This is a genomic window from Sphingosinicellaceae bacterium, assembly GCA_019285715.1.
Classification (GTDB): Bacteria; Pseudomonadota; Alphaproteobacteria; order Sphingomonadales; family Sphingomonadaceae; genus Glacieibacterium.
In genome coordinates this window covers 3,380,191-3,396,157 of sequence record CP079108.1, presented here as the reverse complement: position 1 = coordinate 3,396,157, position 15,967 = coordinate 3,380,191, and the positions used below count along the sequence as shown (strand labels likewise).

Sequence of the window (15,967 nt, the reverse complement as noted above, 5' to 3'; positions counted from 1 at the left end):
CACGACAAGATAGGCGTGTTACGGCCGGGTGCAATCGCCGGTTGCGCCATTCGTTAGGGTTTTACCCTCGGCGCGACGCGGCTAAATGTCCATTTTACCCCGCCACGGCCCTTGATGGACCCCAATGTCGCAGCCCCGCCGACCGCAAGACGAATGATCAGGCGGTCGAGTCGCGGGCCATCGGGGGCCTCGCCGAAGCTGGCGAAGGCGCGTGCGACGAGCCTTCGCAGCAGCTCGTCCGGTAGTCCGGCAGCATCGACCACGACATTACCGGAGCCGGCTTCGACGCGGCTGTCCCACGCAAGCCCCGCCGCCCAGTCGAGTGCGGCTTCAGCCTCGGCGAGGTGGGCGGCGGCGGCGGCGAGGCGCCCGGGATCGAGCCACGGGGTGGCGGCGAGCGTCGTGCGAGCACCGGTGCGATCATGGCGAGGGTCGCGGTTGGCGGGATCGTCGACGGGGGTCAGGCCCGCCGCCGCGACGATCGCCCCCAGGCTCGTACGCCGCTCGCCCAGCAGCGGGCGGAGGAGGGTGACGCCGTTCCCGAGCGCCCGCACCGCGCGGATGCCCGCCAACCCGCCGCTGCCGCTGCCGCGCGCCAGCCGCATTAACAGCGTCTCCGCCTGGTCGTCGGCGTGATGGCCGGTCAGCAGCCACGCCACGCCGTGGGCCGCACACCAGTCGCCCATGAGGGCATACCGGGCCTGCCGCGCCTCCGCCTGCAGGTTGGCGCTCGGCTTGATCCCGGTCCAGCACAGCGTCACATGCTCGACGTCGAGGCGCGTGCACATCATCGCGACCATCGCCGCTTCGCCCGCGGAGCCGGCGCGGAGCGCGTGGTCGACGGTCAGCGCGACGATGCGCGAACCGAATGCATCGTGGGCGAGGAGCAGCAGCGCAAGGCTGTCCGGGCCGCCCGAGACCGCGAGCGCGACGCGTTCATCGACGCGGAGCGGCCGCCCGATCAGGCGTTCGACGGCGTCGCCTACGCCTTGCACTTCGCCGCGGTGCGCGCCTTTTCAGCCTGCGCCTTCAGCGCCGGGCTCAGCTTGGCACCGTAGACCGCGTCAAGCTCGCCCAGCGACTGGCACGCCTGCGCCGGCTTTTTGAGATCGATCAGCGCCTGACTCAGCCCGAGCAGGCTGTCGGGTGCCCGCGCGCCCTTGGGATACTTCTGGTAGCCGTCGAGAAAGGCCTTCGCAGCGGCGGCGTGCTGCTTGTCGGACGCATAGCTCTTGCCGAGCCAGTATTGTGCATCGGACGCCCGCACTGCCTTGGGATTGGCGCTCAGGAAGTCGGTCAGCGCCGTCTCGGCATCGGCGTATTTTTTCGCCACGACGAGCGCGTAGGCGGAGCGCCACTGCTCCTCGACAGTCTTGGGGCCGGGGGCTGCCTCGGGCTTCTCCGGCACGACGGGAGCGGTGTCGTTGGGGGCCGGGCTGGCACCGACGCCGGCATCCTGCGGTGCTGGCTTAGGCCCGTTGCCTTCGAGCGCCGAAAGCCGGAACTCGGCGTCGCCCTTGAACTTGGCGAGCCCATCCTCGAGCTGCCGAACCTTGAACTGGTTGGCCTCGACCTGGCCGGTCAGCGTCCGCAACTGCGCCTCGAGCTCGCCAACGCGCGCAGTCAGATCGGTCAGGGGCGCGGTCGCGGGAGTGCCGACGGTCTCGGTCGGGGCGGGCGCGGCGGGCTGGACCTCGGGCTCGAAGAAGCGCGGATCGCCGCCGGGGAAGACCTTGCGCTGGACCGCCTTCATCTCGGACTCGAGCTTGCCGATGCGCTTGACGATCACCGGGTCGCTGGGCACCGTGATGCTGTTCTGGGCGAGCACAGGCATGGCTGTGGCGAGGGCCGCCACCATCAGCAGGAGTTTCATCGGACGCTCGGGTTCGGCGCTGGGGCGGTGGCGGCGGTCGCGCTGGCTGGAACGAGGCGGGCGCGCAGCGCGGGCGCGTCGAGGCTGACGTTGCGGACGGTTTCGGCAGGACCACCGAGCGGCGGCAGTGTGCGACCATCGACCGTCAGGTGGAGTGCGCCAGCGCGCCCGGTCCACAGCTTGAGGCCAGGTTCGGCAGGGACATTGTAGCGCTCGCCCTTGACCATCAGACCGGTCTTGACTGCCTCGGGGCGACCGGTGGTCGGCGAGGTGCGATAGACGCGGATCCAGGCGTCGTCCGAGGCGACGATGGTAACCCCGCTGCTGGCTCCGGCGGCCGGGGCGGCGGTGGGCGAGACGGCGGTCGTGGCTGCAGCAGGCGTCACGGCGGTATCGCCCGAGACCAGCGGCGCGCCATCGGTACCGGGCGCGGGCGCCAGCTCGACGGGCGCGGTGGTGTTGCCAGCCGTCGTCGCAGCCACGGTCGAATGGACCGGCGTGTCGAACCAGCCCGCCCCATAAGCGGTCAACCCACCAAGCAGCAGCACGAGGCCGGCGACGCTCGCCATGACCATGCCGCGCGACGGCAGGCGGCGCTCGTCGAGCGGCTCCAGCGAGGCCGCCATCGGTGTGTGCGGGATCATCGTCGTCTCGGCGCGGAAGCGTTGCCCGGCCTCGTCAGGGTCCATGCCAACAGCGCGCGCCAGCGACTTCACGAAGCCGACCGCATACGGCATGGCCGGCAGCTCGTCGTGGGCATCGGCCTCGATCGCCTTGAGGTGACGCAGCGGCACGCGCGTCTCCCGGGCGATGTCGATGAGCTCGAGCTTTGCGGCGACCCGTGCTGCGGCGAGCCGCGCACCGATCCGATCGGGCGCCGTTTTTCGCCCGGATACGGTCGCCGGGCTCGAGGCCAATGCGCCGTCGCTAACGTCGTCTTCCACCCGAATGTCCTCTGTCCCCCAATGGCGCCGACCAGATTATGCGGACGCCGACAAGGCTTGCGCACCGTCGCTCGCGCCGGGTCTCAAGTCAACCGCGCGGCGTTACGGCCTGCGGGGCTGCAGCCACCGTCCACCGCAAGCTTGCGGCGGCGCAACGCCCATGGAAGGGCCACGCCGTAATGAGCTTGTTCAAGTCATTCTTCCTCGGCGGGTTCGAATGTTCGACCCAAAAGCGCGCCGATGGCATCCGTCTCGACCTGATCGCGTTGTCGGGCCACGACGTGCAGGCCGATGGCGATTACCGCCTGCTCGCGGCACATGGCATCCACGCCGCCCGCGACGGTGTCCGCTGGCACTTGGTCGAGCGCCGCCGCGGCCAGTACGACTGGTCGAGCCTGCTGCCCCAGCTCCGCGCCGCCCGTGCCGCCCGTGCCGACGTCGTATGGGACCTTTTTCACTACGGCTGGCCCAACGGTGCCGATATCTGGAGCCCGGGATTCATCCAGCGCTTCGCGGAGTTCTGCGGAGCCGCCGCCGCCGTCATCCGCGACGAGAGCGATGGTCCGCTATGGTTCTGCCCGGTCAACGAGATCAGTTTCCACAGCTGGGGCGGCGGCGACGTCGGCTATCTGAATCCGTTCGCGCGGGGCCGCGGCGGTGAGCTCAAGGCGCAGCTGGTGCGGATGTATCTCGCCGCGGTCGATGCGGTGCGTGCCGTCGCTCCGAACGCGCGCTTCATGTCCGCCGAGCCGCTGATCAACATTATCCCGCAGTCGCCACTTGAGCAGCACGTCCGCGTCGCCGCCGATCACCGCGAGGGGCAGCACGAAGCGGTCGACATGCTGATCGGCCGCAAGCGCCCCGAACTCGGCGGTCGGCCCGGCACGGTCGATGCAATCGGGGTCAACTACTATTTCAACAACCAGTGGATCGACAACGGTCGCCACGTCTTCCTTGGCGACGTGCTGTTCAAGCCGCTGCGCGAGATGCTCGCCGACGTCCACGCGCGCTACGCCCTGCCGGTGGTGATTGCCGAGACCGGCACCGAGGGCGTCTTCCGGGCGCCGTGGCTCCACTATATCGCCGACGAAGCCGCGAGCGCGATGGTGAGCGGGGTGCCGGTCGAGGGCATCTGCCTCTATCCGGTGCTCAGTCACCGCGGCTGGGACAACGACCGCCACTGCCCCAACGGCCTGTTTGCCGGGTTCACGCCCGACGCAGATCGCACTGCGTACAAGCCGCTGGCGGATGAACTGGCGCGGCAGCAGGACCTGTTCGCGCGCGGCGTGCTGGCGCGGGACTAGCCGGGCGCCAGCCGGCGGGATAGCGTTCGGACGACACGAAGAGGGGACGAAGATGCGCTATTCCTGGCTCGCGGGCATCGCGGCACTGGTCGCCGCACCGGCGGCGGCGGTCGACTGCTCGGCGCTGGCCGCGACGACGATTCCCGGTGCGAGCGTCACTTCCGCGACCGCCGTCCCGGCCGGAGCCGAGCCGCTCAAGCAGCCGCGCGATTTCTGCCGGGTCGCCATCATCGCAAAGCCGACGACCGACTCCGCCATCCGCATCGAGCTGTGGATTCCCGCCGGCTCAGGCTGGAACGGCAAGTACCTGCAGGTCGGCAACGGCGGTTTTGCCGGCAAGATCCCGTACGGCTCGCTCGGCCTCGGGCTGGCGGCGGGTTATGCGGTGGCCGGGACCGATGACGGCCACCAGTCGACAGACAGCACCGACGCCAGCTGGGCGCTCGGCCATCCTGAAAAGCTGATCGATTTCGGCTCGCGCGCGGTCAAGGTGACCACCGACGCAGCGAAGGCGGTGCTCGCGGCGTATGGATCGCCGCCAAAGAAGTCGTATTTCTTCGGCTGTTCCGACGGCGGGCGCGAGGCACTGATGACCGCGCAGCGCTACCCGCGCGACTTTGACGGTATCGTCGCCGGGGCCGCCGCCAGCGACTGGACCAGCCTGCAGGCGAGCGCAGCGGTCCTCGAGCAGAAGGCGCGGGTGCCGGGCGCGATGCTGTCGAAGGCGAAGCTTCCGGCGCTGCAGGCAGCGGCGCTGAAGGCGTGCGGCGGCGGCGGCTGGGTTGCGGACCCGACATCGTGCCGCTTCGATCCCGCCGTATTGCTGTGCAAGGGCGCGGCCAGCGACCAGTGCTTGACCAAGTCCGAAGTCGCCACCGTGCGCGCGATCTACCGCGGCGTCGTCAACCCGGCGACCGGCAAGCACTTGCCCGGCCTCAAGCCCGGGGCCGAGGCCCAGCCCGGTAGCTGGGATAATTGGCTGCTCGGCCGCAACGCCGGTGCCACCGGTGCCAGCGACCGCCCCGAAGGCTTTGCCGCCAACTGGTTCGGCTACGTCGTCCGCGGCGATCCAAAGTTCAGCGTCGCCGGGATGACCCGCGCCGACTTCGTGAAGAGCGAGACATTTGCCAGCGTGGTCAACTCGACCGACCCCGACCTGACCGCATTCCGCACCCACGGCGGCAAGCTGATCCAGTACCATGGCTGGAACGATCCGGCGATTTCGCCTGAGTACAGCATCGCCTACACCGCCGCGCTTCGGAAGAAATACGGCGACGTCGCCGATTTCCACCGGCTCTACCTCGTGCCCGGGATGCTCCATTGCGGCGGCGGCGCATCGCCGAGCCAGGTCGATTGGCTCGGTGCGCTGGCGGCGTGGGTCGAGCAGGGCCAGGCCCCGGGGACGCTGACCGCCAAGGGGGCAGCTGGCGCGACCCAGAGCCTCGCCCCTTACTAGGTCAGCGAGCAGACACCTCTGCCTGCCGGTACAGCAACGTGACGCTGATCCGCCGGTTGCGCGGGTCGAGGCGGTCGGCAGGGTTGAACGGATCGGTATCGGCGACGCCGTCGATGCGGCGGAAGCGGTTGCTGTCGATCCCGGAAGCCGACAGCGTCCGCCGCGTTGCGTCCGCCCGCGCCGTCGACAGCGTCCAGTTGTTGGAGCCCCCGGCGCTGTAGGCGGCACCGTCGGTATGCCCGCTCACCGTCAGGCCGTTCGGGACGCCGGTCAGCGCTTTCGCCACGGTTCGCACCAGTGCTGCCGCCTCGCCGGTGTAGACGCTCGTCCCGCTGGCGAACATCGAGAAGTCGGCGCGCTCGACCATGTCGATGCGGAGCCCGTCGCGGGTCCGGACAAATCGGATCTGCCCCTTGAGCCCCTTGAGCGTCGGGTCGCCCGCCAGTCGCGCGTTGATGATCCGCTCGACCTTGTTGAACTTCTCCTCGTCGGCCTTGCGCTGGGCCCCTGGCGCGGTCGCCTTGTCGGGAGAGGTCGTCTCGGTCTCGAGCGGACCGCCGCCCCCGCCGCCGCTGGTCGGGGTCGGTCGCCGGCCGCGCGTCGCCGGGTGCGGCGCGACCCCGTCCTCGACCATCAGCGAACGCCCGCCCATGACGCCGTTCGAGCCGCCCGAGTTCTTCATCTGGATAACGGTCGGCGTGAAATAGTCGGCGATGCCCTTGCGCTGGTCCTCGTTGGTTGCGCCGATTATCCACAGCAGCAGGAAGAACGCCATCATCGCAGTGACGAAGTCGGCATAGGCGATCTTCCACGCGCCGCCGTGATGGGGCGCGTGCTTCTGCTTCTTCCAGCGGATGACGACTTCAGGTTCGAAATTGGCGGGGGGCTCGTATTTCATGGGGTGGTGCGGGGTGAAGAACCCTCTCCCCGCCCCTCTCCCAGCAGTGGGAGAGGGAGCAGCATGATGGTCCTCTGCTCCCTCCCCCATTTCTGGGGGAGGGTCGCGGAGAGGGCCTTGCTGCCCCTCACTTCGCCCGCATCCCGTCGAAGACCTCGCCGAAGCTCGGCTGGTTCGCCGGCTTGATCGCGGTGCGCGCCGCCTCGATCACCATCGGCTGGGGCTGGCCCTTGAGGCTGGCGATGATGACCCGGCGGATGACCTGGTAGATCTCGCCGTCCGCATCGAGCACCGACTTCAGCCGCGTCGCGCACGGCCCGACGATGCCGTAACTGAGCAGCACCCCCAGGAACGTGCCCACCAGCGCCGACCCGATCATGCCGCCGAGCACCGATGGCGGCTTGTCGATCGAGCCCATTGTCTTGACCACCCCGAGCACCGCCGCGACGATGCCGAGCGCCGGCAGGGCGTCCGACAGCGTCGTTAGCCTCTCGACCGGCAGATAGGCATCGGCGTGGTGGGTCTCGATCGCGGTGTCGATGACCTCCTCGACGGCATTGGCGCCGACCCCGCCGGTCGACACCACCAGCAGGCGGAGGGTGTCGGTCAGCAGGTGGATGAACACCTTGTCGCTCAGGAACTGCGGGTAGGCTGCGAAGATGGAGCTCGTCTGCGGGTTCTCGATATGGGGCTCGACCGCGATCGCGCCCTCGGTCTTGAGCAATTTCATCAACTTCGCGGTCAGGTAGATCGCCGCCGAATAGTCCTCGCGCTTGTAGCGGGGGCCACGGACGATCGCGCCGAAGCCGCCGCCGATCGCCTTGATCCCGGTGATGTCGGTGGAGATCAGCGTTGCGCCGGCGGCAGCACCACCGATGATGAGAAGCTCATGCGGGAGAGCTTCCAGCACCACCATGATGTTGCCGCCGGTCAACGCAAAGCCACCGAACACCATGACGAGCAGCACAACGAGGCCGATGACCGAGACCATGCGTCCCCCCGCTTCCCGGGCATGATTGCCGCGTCGTCGAGTGTGATTACGGCTCGGGCGGCCCGGGCTTGCGCCGGATTATTTGGGGTGTGCTCTCTATAATTTGTCCCACAGGCTGAGGCTGGCCAGCTTGACGAAGCTCGCCTGGGACGCGTTGAGCACCGTCAAAAGGCGCTGCAGCCGGGCGATCGCCGACGGCATGTCGACGCCTTCGACCTTGGTCAGGTCGCTCTCGATGCGCAGGTCGGCAGCCGCCAGCCGGGTAGTTTCGGTCTCGAGGCGGGCGGCGCGGACGCCGACCGCGGCCTGCGCGTCGGCGACCCGCGAGACCGACGCGTCGAGCCCGCCGAGCACCGCGGCGAGAACCGCTGCCCGCGTCGCGTCAGGCGCGGCGAGGGCGGCCTGGAGGCTGTCGATGAGTGCGAAGGCGTCGCCGCTGGCGACCGCCCCTGCTCCCGCAGCGACCCCGGCACCGATAAACGCCGCGGGTCCGCCGTTGTCGGCCGAGACGACCGAGCCGAGCGCCACGACGCCGCCACCACCGAAGCCGGTCCACGCGACCGCTCCCGTCGCATCGCGCGCGAAGGCCGGCGACCGCCCGCTCGCCCCGCCGAACAGCGGCGTGCCGTCGGCGCCGGTGGTGTTGGCCAGGTCGAGCAGTTGCTCGCCCAGCTGCTTCGCATCGATCGCCAGCGTCGCACGGTCGCTGGCGTTGAGGGTGACGTTGGCCGCTGCCAGTCCGATCTCGCGGGCGCGCTGCAGCAGGGTCGCCACCGCCCCCAGCGTCGTGTCGGAGGTCGCCAGCCGGCTTGCGGCGGCGTCGATCGCGGTGCCGCGCGCCAGCCCCTCGGCCTGGGTCCGCCGCAGCCGGGTCGCGATGCCGCTCGCGACCGGGTCGTCGGAGGGCGCGTCGAAGCGCTTGCCGCTGTCGATCTGGCTCTGCGCCCCCTCGAGCTGGTGCTGCAGGTCGGCCAGCCGCGCGACCTGCATGTCGTGGCTGACGCGGGTGTTGACCTGCATCAGCGAGCCGCCTGCAACAGCGTGTCGAACATCTCGCGCGCCGCGGCGATGACCTGTGCGTTGGCTTTGTACGCGGTCTGGAGGCGCGCCATTTCCGCGGCCTCGCGGTCGAGGTCGACCCCGGAGATCGCGTCCGCCGCCTTCGTCGCGTCGTTGGCGACCGCGGTCGCTGCGTCCGCGAGGCGCTTGGTCTCCGAGATATGGCTCGCCAGCCCCGCGACCGAAGCGTCGAGACCGTCCTCGACCCCAGCCCCGGCGCGGTTCGCGAGCAGCGCGCGCAGGTTGCCGGTGTCGGCGCTGTTCGCGGGCGCGCGGACGATGCGGAAGCTGTCGCCTGCGACCGGCACCCCGGTGATGGTGAACGTGAACCCCGTGCCAGCGACCTGCCCGCCGGCGACCGCTGCCGTGGCCAGGACGGTGCCGTCGGCCGGATCGACGATCTCGCCATTGACCGCGTCGAGCATGCGGATCGTGTAGGCCGGGCGGGCCGGCAGCCCGGCGGCGGCTCCGTCGAGGCCGAGGCTGAGCTTGCCGGTGCCGGAATTGCTCGCCGCTGCGTCGCCGAGCCAGCGCGACGACACCGCGACCTGACCGGGCGCGAGCGGGCGCAATGCGAGGCCCGCGGCGCCGCTCGCCGTCGCCAGCACGAAGGCATCCCCGTCACGCGCGCCCGGTGCGGGCGTGACCGTCGCGCCGTCGAGGCTGAGCGGCCCCGCCCCGGTCACTGTGCCCGAGCCATCCGCCCGCGACAATGTCCACTGCCCGGCGTCGCGGCGCAGGACATAGCCGAGCGGGTCGAGCGTCGCGCCGTCGGCGACGGCAACCTCGATCGTCGCGGTCCCGGCGTTGGCGCGGCCGGCGGCGACCAGCAGGGTCGTCCGCGCAAACAGCGACGTGCCGTCGTTGCCCGCGACGTCGACGCCGCTCGTCTGGACCGCGTCGACCGCGTCGACGAAGCGCGTCGCCAGCCCGTCGAGGTCGGCCGCGGTGGTGCGGATCTGCCGCGCCGCCTCGATCAGCCCGGCAAGGCTGCCGCTGGCGGGGAGGCGGACCGCGCGCGCTTCGTGGGTCGGGTCGAGGACGAGTTCGGCGCCGTTGGCACCGTCGCGGACGCCGATGCGCGTTGCGGTGCCGCCGCTGACCAGCGCCGGCGCGTTCGCACCGCCGCCGAGCGTCACCGTGACGATGCCACCGACGCCCTCGACCACCCCGACCTTGAGGTAGGTGCCGAGCTGCCCGAGCAGCCTGTCGCGCTCGTCGAGCAGCGCGTTGGTATCGCGGCCGCCGGCGCGACGGAGCTCGTCGTTGACCCGCGCGATTGCCCCGGTCAGCCCGTTGACCTCTGCGGTCGCGGCCTTGGTGGTCGCGGCAAGGTCGCCCGCCAGGCTGGCGATGCCGCCGGCGGTGTCGCGGAAGCCGCTCGCGGCCTGGTCGGCGCGGTCGAGAAAGATAGTGCGTGCCGCGGTCGACAGCGGGTTCGCGGTCAGTGCCTGCGCGCCGTCGAAGAAGCCCCCGAGCGCGGTGTTGAGCTGCCCCGCTGCGCCGCCGACGAGCGTCTGCAGCCGGGTCAGCCAGTCGCCCCGCGTCGTCAGCCGCGCCACATCGCTGCCGGCATTGCGGGCCGCGTTAGCCTTGAGCGCGTCCCAGGCGCGCGCGACCGACCCGACATCGACCCCGCTGCCGACCCCGGCGCTCAGCGACAGCGGACCACCGGCACCGGCGCGCGGCGCGGCCTTGAGAATCACCGTTTGCCGAACGTAACCCGGTGAGTCTGCGTTCGCGACGTTGTCGCCGACCACCGACAGCGCTGCGCGGTAGGCGGCAAGCCCCGCCGCGCCAATGGCGAGCAGGTCACTCACTTCGGCCGCCCGGCGAGCAGCTTGGCGACCCCGAGCGGAGCCGCGGCGGCGAGGCTCTGCGCGAGCTGGCGGTCGCCGAGGTCGCGGAAACTGGTGTCGTTGCCCGCTAGCGGATCGTCGGCGAGCTTGGCGGCGTGGGCGGCGTGGAGGAGCTGGCCGATGAACAGCGCCTCGAAATCGCGGGCGACCTTGGCCGCCTTGGGGTCAACCGGCGCGACGGCGGACTGTGTAACCGGAACAATCATATCACCACCAGCTCGGCCCTGAGCGCACCCGCCGCCTTCAGCGCCTCGAGGATGGCCACCAGGTCCCCCGGTGCGGCCCCGAGCGCATTCACCGCCCGCACGATGTCGGCGAGCGCGACGCCGGGCGCGAACAGCGCCATCCGCGCCGGCGACTGCTCGATGTCGATGCGCGACCGCGGCACGATCACGGTGCGGCCGCCGGACAGCGCCTCGGGCTGGCTCGCGGTCGCGGCTTCGGTGACGCGCACGGTGAGGTTGCCATGCGCGATCGCGGTCGGCAGCACGCGCACCCCCGCCCCGATCACGACCGTGCCGGTGCGCGCGTTGACGACGACCCGCGCCGGGGGGGCATCGACCGGCACGTCCAGACCCTCGATCCGGCTGGCGAGCGCGATGCGCGCCGCAAGTTCGGGCGGCGCCACGATCCGCACGGTGGTCGCGTCGACGGCGCTGGCGACGGCCCCGCTTGCAGCAATGACGCGCGCAACCGAGGCGGCCGTCGTGAAATCCGCGTCGTTCAGGTCGAGGGTCGTGTTGCCTCACGAGAAGATGTTCCCGAGCGGTGATGCCGTTGCCTCACCAGAGTGTTCCCCTACGCCGATCACCAGGCGAGGTCGATTCCCGGTTGATGGGACGCTGTGGAGCGGAGCCGTAGGCGAAGCGGAGCAGCGTCCCATCAACCTTCGACTAGCACCGACACCGGCATCGCCGTATCCGTAGGAGATTCCGCCGCCAGCCCGGAATGAGTGAACACCAGTGCGTGAGCGTATTCGGACCGCCAGACCTTAAGGCGGCGCTGGACGGTACGGATCAGGCCATCGGGATAGTTGTCGGGCCGCTCGACCTGAAGTTTTTCCAGCAGCTCCCTGCCGGTGCGCCACGGCTCGTCCTCGAACCAGCGCTTCAACTGCTCGCTCACCTCGATCAGCGGATCGGGACGGCGACGACCGCGCTTGATGACCGGTTTATTGGATGCAGTCGGTCGCGCTTCACCGCCCTGCCATATCGTTTGCAAGCTGGAGAGGAACGCGTCCAATGGTGGGGCCGCGGGCTGCTCGCTCACCGGTACTGGGCTGACCATGTCGGCAAGGGCGACCAGCCGCTGTTGGGCCGCCCTGATATCGCGCAGCAAGCGGACGGGATCGAGGTCGGCAAAGATCGCACGCACGCGTGTCCGGGTCTTATCAGATACCCGCGGATCGTCGAGCAACCGCTGATAGGGCGTCGCTGGTGCATGATAGCGCTTGCGAACCCGCGCACCGTCGCGGTGCTTCTCGGCCAGCTTGAACGAGGGCTGGAAGAAGTTCACGAACAGGCGCGACGCCGCGTACAGCTCAGCCAGCGCAACGGTCGCCTCCAGCCCCTCGAAGCGACGATAGCCAGCCAGGCGGCGCACGACTGATCCGTTCTTTTGCTCCACCCATGCCTGGTCGTTCTTGCGATAGGGTCGGCAGCGCGTGAACGCGATGTCGGAGGCAGCGCAGTAATCGCGCACCGTCTCGTTGATGAAGACGCTATCGTTGTCAGTGTCGAACCCCAGCAGCGGGAACGGCATCAGCCTGCGCACCTCGCTAAGCACCGCGACGAGCACCGTCTGCTCGCGAACCAGTAGCGGCGCGCACTCAGTCCAGCCGGTCGCGATGTCAGTCAACGTGAACGTCCACGCAAAGCTTCCCTTCGCGACCGGACCGCTGTGCGATACGAGATCGGCTTCGACATACCCCGGTGCCGGATTGTCCCAGTCGTCAAACGTCCTGATCGGTACGCTTTGCCGGAGCGCCGTTCCCGCGACACCACGTCGCCGCGGTTTGCGATTACCGGCCTTTGCGGCGCGAAGCACGCGATCGATCGTTGCCGCGCTCATCTTCGTCAGCTGCGACCTCACCGCCGGCGCCAAGTCCAGATGGCCATGGCGCTCCATCGCCTCCAGCAGGATCGGAATGAGCGGTCGCAATCGCTTGCCGCACAGCCGATCCGCCGCCTCCCAGAGCACGATAAGCGCGGTCCGGGCCGCCTCGTCGTAGATCCGACGCTCGATGCGGACGTTCGCCGTCGTGACCGCGGGGCCCGCCCGCATCAGCCGCATCGCATGCTTGCGGTGAAATCCCGTCACCGCAACGAACTCGTCCAGCACCCGGCCCTTGCTTGCTCGATCAGCCGATCGGTACCGTTCGCTGATCGCAGCGACCAGCTCCGTACGCGTTGCCATGCTCACCGTCCTCATAGCTCGCTCCCGAACAATCTCGAGAGCATTTTAAATGAGGCAACGACCCCCGCCGCGGGAGCAAATCAGGCGAGGCAATGCGGGGTGAGGGCGTCGCCGGTCGCGAACGGGCTGTCGACCGCACGCTCGACGCTGGCCCCGCTCGGCACCCGCCCCGACGACGGCGTGTTGACCACCAGTTTCGACCCGTCGCGGCCCTCCGCCCCGAAGCCGCCGACCGCGAGGTTGCCCTGCGCCAGCGCATAGACCTCGCCGTCGGCACCGACGAGCGGCGACAGCAACAACGTGCCGCCGCGCAGCGACTTGGCCTTGCCGAGCGCCGACACGGTGACGTCGAGGCGCTGGCCGGGCTTGGCGAACGCCGGCAGTTCGGCCGTGACGATCACCGCGGCGGCGTTCTTGAGGCCGGGCGCGATGCCCGGCGGGAGGGTCACGCCGAGCCGGGCGGCGGCGCTGCGGACGCTCTGGACGGTGTATTCGAGGTTGTCGTCGCCGGTACCCGACAGGCCGACGACGATGCCGTAGCCGGTGAGCGAGTTGGAGCGAACGCCGCCGAAGTGGCGATGTCCTTGATGCGGTCGGCGTGGGCGGGGGTGGCTGCGGCGAGAATGAGGAGGAGGAGTGCGCCGAATATCTTTGTCATCCCCGCGCAGGCGGGGGCCCCATGCACACAAGCTTCGGCCTTTAATCTCGAACGAAAGTTCATGGGTCCCCGCCTGCGCGGGGATGACAATCGAAATAGCGGCGGTGATCCGCCCCCTCACAGCGGCGTCACCTTGCTGAAGAACCGCGCCAGCCAGCCCTGCCGGCTCTGGTCCGCGACCTGGCCGGTTCCCGCGTACCGTATCCGCGCGTCGGCGACCCGCGTGCTGGCGACGCTGTTGTCGGCGCCGATGTCCTCCGGGCGGACGAGGCCGGTCAGCTGGACCTGTTCCTCGCCGCGGTTGAGGGTCAGGCGCTTTTCGCCGGCGACACGGAGCACGCCGTTGGCCTCGATGCCCTGGACGGTGACGCTGATCTCCCCCGACAGCAGGTTGTCCTGCGCGGCGGTGCCGGTGCCCTTGAAGCTTTGCGAACTGCCGCCGCCGAGCCAGCCCTTGGGGATGTAGCTGAACGGCTTCGCCTGCGGCAGGTCGATGCTGGTCTTGCCGTCCCGGGATGCGTCCGCCGACGCGGACTTGTGCGCCTGCATGCGCTCGACGAGGCGGATGGTCAGCAGGTCGCCGGTGCGCCTTGCGCGGTTGTCGCTGGCGAGAGCGGCGAAGTGCCCGGCGTAGTACAGGCTGCCGGTCGGCGCGCGCGGTAGAGGGGCGACGGCGAGCGACGGCGGGACCGGCGGGGCGGGGGGGAAGGGGTCTAGGGCGCATGCGGTCAGGCCCGACATTGTCATCCCGGCGAACGCCGGGACCCAGCTACTCCCCAAACGGGATCGCAGTGCCCGTGGCGCAACTGGGTCCCGGCGTTCTCTGGGATGACAAGTCGAGCGATATGTCGCCACCCCATCAAACATTCTGGTTCACGTAGCGCGACATCTCGTCGGCGGCGTTGATGACCTTGGCGTTGACCTCATAGGCGCGCTGGGTCTCGATCATGTCGACGAGTTCCTGCACCGTCGAGACGTTCGAGCCTTCGAGCGCGCCCTGCCGGACCGCGCCCATGCCGTCTGCCCCCGCGACCCCGGCCTGCGCCGCGCCGCTGCCCGCGCTCTCGGCGTAGAGGTTCTCGCCGAGAGGCTGCAGCCCGGCCGGATTAAGGAAGCGCGTCAGCTGGACCTGACCGAGCTGCTGCGGGTCGGTGCTGCCCGGCACCAGCGCGGAAACCGTGCCGTCGGCGGCGATGGTAATCTGGGTCGCGCCGTCGGGGGTGGTGATCTCGGGCGTCAGCCGGTCGCCGCTGCCGGTCACCAGCCGCCCGGTCGGGTCGAGCTTGAAGCCGCCGTCGCGGGTGTAGGCGAGCGTCCCGTCGGGACGAGTTACTGCGAAGAAGCCGCTGCCCTCAACCGCGAGGTCGAGCGCGTTGTCGGTCTGGGTCAGCGCGCCCTGGATGTGGATGCGCTCGGTCCCCGCGACGCGGACACCGGTGCCGGTGCCGAGCCCTGCGGCGTATTGCGCGTCTGCCCCGGCAGGAGCGCCGGCGGGCCGCGTCGTCTGGTACATCAGGGTCTGGAAGCTGGCGCGGTCGCGCTTGAAACCCGTCGTGTTGACGTTGGCCAGGTTGTTCGAGATCACTTTCATCCGCGCATCGAGCGCGTCGAGGCCCGAACGTGCGATCTGAAGGGCTGATGACATGCTGCTAGCTCCCTAGTTGTCGAGGCGCATCAGGCGGGTGCCGCCCTCGTCGATGTCGCGCGCGATCCGCATCAGTTTGGCGTTGGTCTCGAAGCCGCGCGACTGCTCGAGCAGTTCGGCGAGGCTGGCCGCGGTCTGGACGTTGCTGCCCTCCAGCACCCCCGAGCGCACGCGCACCGCCGGATCCGCGTCGAGCACTTCGCCGCCGAACAGGCCGTCGCCGCGCTTGGCCAGTGTCCCGGGGTCGGCATCGACCAGCTTGATCCGCCCGACCGCGACACCGTTGGCGCTGACCGAGCCGTCGGGGGCGATGTTCAATGCTCCGCTCGTCGGCACCGTCAGCGGCCCGGCCTCGCCCATCACCGCGAGCCCGTCGCCGGTTTCGAGCCGTCCCGCCGCGGTTACGTGGAGGTCGCCGCGACGCGTGTAGGCCTCGCCGCCGTCCTTCGCCTCGACCGCGAGCCAGCCGCTGCCGTCGATCGCGACATCCAGCGCGCCGCCGGTCACCGTCACCGGCCCGGCCTCCAGCTGCGCGGTCGCGACGACGTCGTCGGTCTGGACGCGGGTGGTGTCGTCGGAGCCCTGCAGCCAGCGCGCCGACAGCGACGACAGTTCGCGCCGAAAGCCCGTGGTGCCGGCATTGGCGAGGTTGTTCGCTGTGACCGCCTGTGCGGCCTGCTGGGCCCGCATGGCGGACAGGGCGGAGTAGATCAGGCGGTCCATGGGAAACCCGCCGAAAACAGGATCGTGATCGGCAGCAGTACGGGTGGACGCGAGATCGTCATTCCCGCTCGTCCGGGTGCGGCCTCTGCGCCGGCGGGGACCCATGAACACCGGGTTCCGTATTCATAGCTCATTGCCGGCG

General features: G+C 69.9%; 15 protein-coding genes and 1 pseudogene. 2 read left to right on the top strand and 14 right to left on the bottom strand.

Features of this window, described 5'->3' with window-relative positions:
• Positions 1–53: 53 nt before the first annotated feature.
• Genes tilS through KX816_15495 form a run of 3 tightly spaced genes read right to left on the bottom strand, consistent with a single transcriptional unit; the run spans position 54 to position 2,817 of the window.
• Positions 54–995, bottom strand: a complete 942-nt coding sequence (gene tilS, locus KX816_15505; protein QXQ05621.1) for a tRNA lysidine(34) synthetase TilS — start codon at positions 993–995, stop codon at positions 54–56.
• Positions 983–1,873, bottom strand: a complete 891-nt coding sequence (locus KX816_15500) for a tetratricopeptide repeat protein (GenBank protein QXQ05620.1) — start codon at positions 1,871–1,873, stop codon at positions 983–985. The genes tilS and KX816_15500 overlap by 13 nt, the downstream gene beginning before the upstream one ends.
• The gene (locus KX816_15495) at positions 1,870–2,817 is read right to left on the bottom strand and encodes a helix-turn-helix domain-containing protein (protein ID QXQ05619.1); all 948 of its coding nucleotides are present in this window, start codon (positions 2,815–2,817) and stop codon (positions 1,870–1,872) included. The genes KX816_15500 and KX816_15495 overlap by 4 nt, the downstream gene beginning before the upstream one ends.
• 179 nt (positions 2,818–2,996) lie before the next feature.
• On the opposite strand from KX816_15495, the gene KX816_15490 reads away from it, so the two are divergent.
• Both KX816_15490 and KX816_15485 read left to right on the top strand, forming a co-directional pair.
• Complete coding sequence (locus KX816_15490) at positions 2,997–4,121, top strand: hypothetical protein (protein QXQ05618.1); 1,125 nt, start codon at positions 2,997–2,999, stop codon at positions 4,119–4,121.
• A 52-nt stretch (positions 4,122–4,173) separates the two neighbouring features.
• Positions 4,174–5,577 (top strand): tannase/feruloyl esterase family alpha/beta hydrolase, encoded by a 1,404-nt coding sequence (locus tag KX816_15485; GenBank protein ID QXQ05617.1) that lies wholly within the window; start codon positions 4,174–4,176, stop codon positions 5,575–5,577.
• A 1-nt stretch (position 5,578) separates the two neighbouring features.
• Here KX816_15485 and KX816_15480 read toward each other — a convergent pair whose 3' ends face one another.
• The 11 genes and pseudogenes from KX816_15480 to flgF all read right to left on the bottom strand — a co-directional run bounded on the left by KX816_15480 (position 5,579) and on the right by flgF (position 15,825).
• Complete coding sequence (locus KX816_15480) at positions 5,579–6,475, bottom strand: OmpA family protein (GenBank protein QXQ05616.1); 897 nt, start codon at positions 6,473–6,475, stop codon at positions 5,579–5,581.
• A 127-nt stretch (positions 6,476–6,602) separates the two neighbouring features.
• On the bottom strand, positions 6,603–7,466 hold the full coding sequence (gene motA / locus KX816_15475; GenBank protein ID QXQ05615.1) for a flagellar motor stator protein MotA: 864 nt from the start codon (positions 7,464–7,466) through the stop codon (positions 6,603–6,605).
• A 96-nt stretch (positions 7,467–7,562) separates the two neighbouring features.
• Positions 7,563–8,486: a hypothetical protein gene (locus tag KX816_15470; GenBank protein ID QXQ05614.1), complete on the bottom strand. Its 924-nt coding sequence runs from the start codon at positions 8,484–8,486 to the stop codon at positions 7,563–7,565.
• Positions 8,486–10,345, bottom strand: coding sequence for a flagellar hook-associated protein FlgK (gene flgK, locus KX816_15465; GenBank protein QXQ05613.1), 1,860 nt, complete (start codon positions 10,343–10,345; stop codon positions 8,486–8,488). Before flgK ends, KX816_15470 begins: the two co-directional genes overlap by 1 nt.
• Positions 10,342–10,590 (bottom strand): hypothetical protein, encoded by a 249-nt coding sequence (locus KX816_15460; GenBank protein QXQ05612.1) that lies wholly within the window; start codon positions 10,588–10,590, stop codon positions 10,342–10,344. Before KX816_15460 ends, flgK begins: the two co-directional genes overlap by 4 nt.
• Complete coding sequence (locus KX816_15455) at positions 10,587–11,111, bottom strand: flagellar basal body P-ring protein FlgI (protein ID QXQ08610.1); 525 nt, start codon at positions 11,109–11,111, stop codon at positions 10,587–10,589. The genes KX816_15460 and KX816_15455 overlap by 4 nt, the downstream gene beginning before the upstream one ends.
• Positions 11,112–11,266: 155 nt before the next feature.
• Positions 11,267–12,814 carry a DDE-type integrase/transposase/recombinase gene (locus KX816_15450; protein QXQ05611.1) on the bottom strand — a complete coding sequence of 516 codons (1,548 nt, stop codon included), beginning with the start codon at positions 12,812–12,814 and terminating at the stop codon, positions 11,267–11,269.
• Positions 12,815–12,879: 65 nt separating this feature from the next.
• A pseudogene (locus KX816_15445) lies at positions 12,880–13,457 on the bottom strand (flagellar basal body P-ring protein FlgI).
• Positions 13,458–13,574: 117 nt separating this feature from the next.
• Positions 13,575–14,198 (bottom strand): flagellar basal body L-ring protein FlgH, encoded by a 624-nt coding sequence (locus KX816_15440; protein ID QXQ05610.1) that lies wholly within the window; start codon positions 14,196–14,198, stop codon positions 13,575–13,577.
• Positions 14,199–14,316: 118 nt separating this feature from the next.
• Complete coding sequence (gene flgG / locus KX816_15435; GenBank protein ID QXQ05609.1) at positions 14,317–15,102, bottom strand: flagellar basal-body rod protein FlgG; 786 nt, start codon at positions 15,100–15,102, stop codon at positions 14,317–14,319.
• A 12-nt stretch (positions 15,103–15,114) separates the two neighbouring features.
• On the bottom strand, positions 15,115–15,825 hold the full coding sequence (gene flgF / locus KX816_15430; protein QXQ05608.1) for a flagellar basal body rod protein FlgF: 711 nt from the start codon (positions 15,823–15,825) through the stop codon (positions 15,115–15,117).
• Positions 15,826–15,967: the final 142 nt, after the last annotated feature.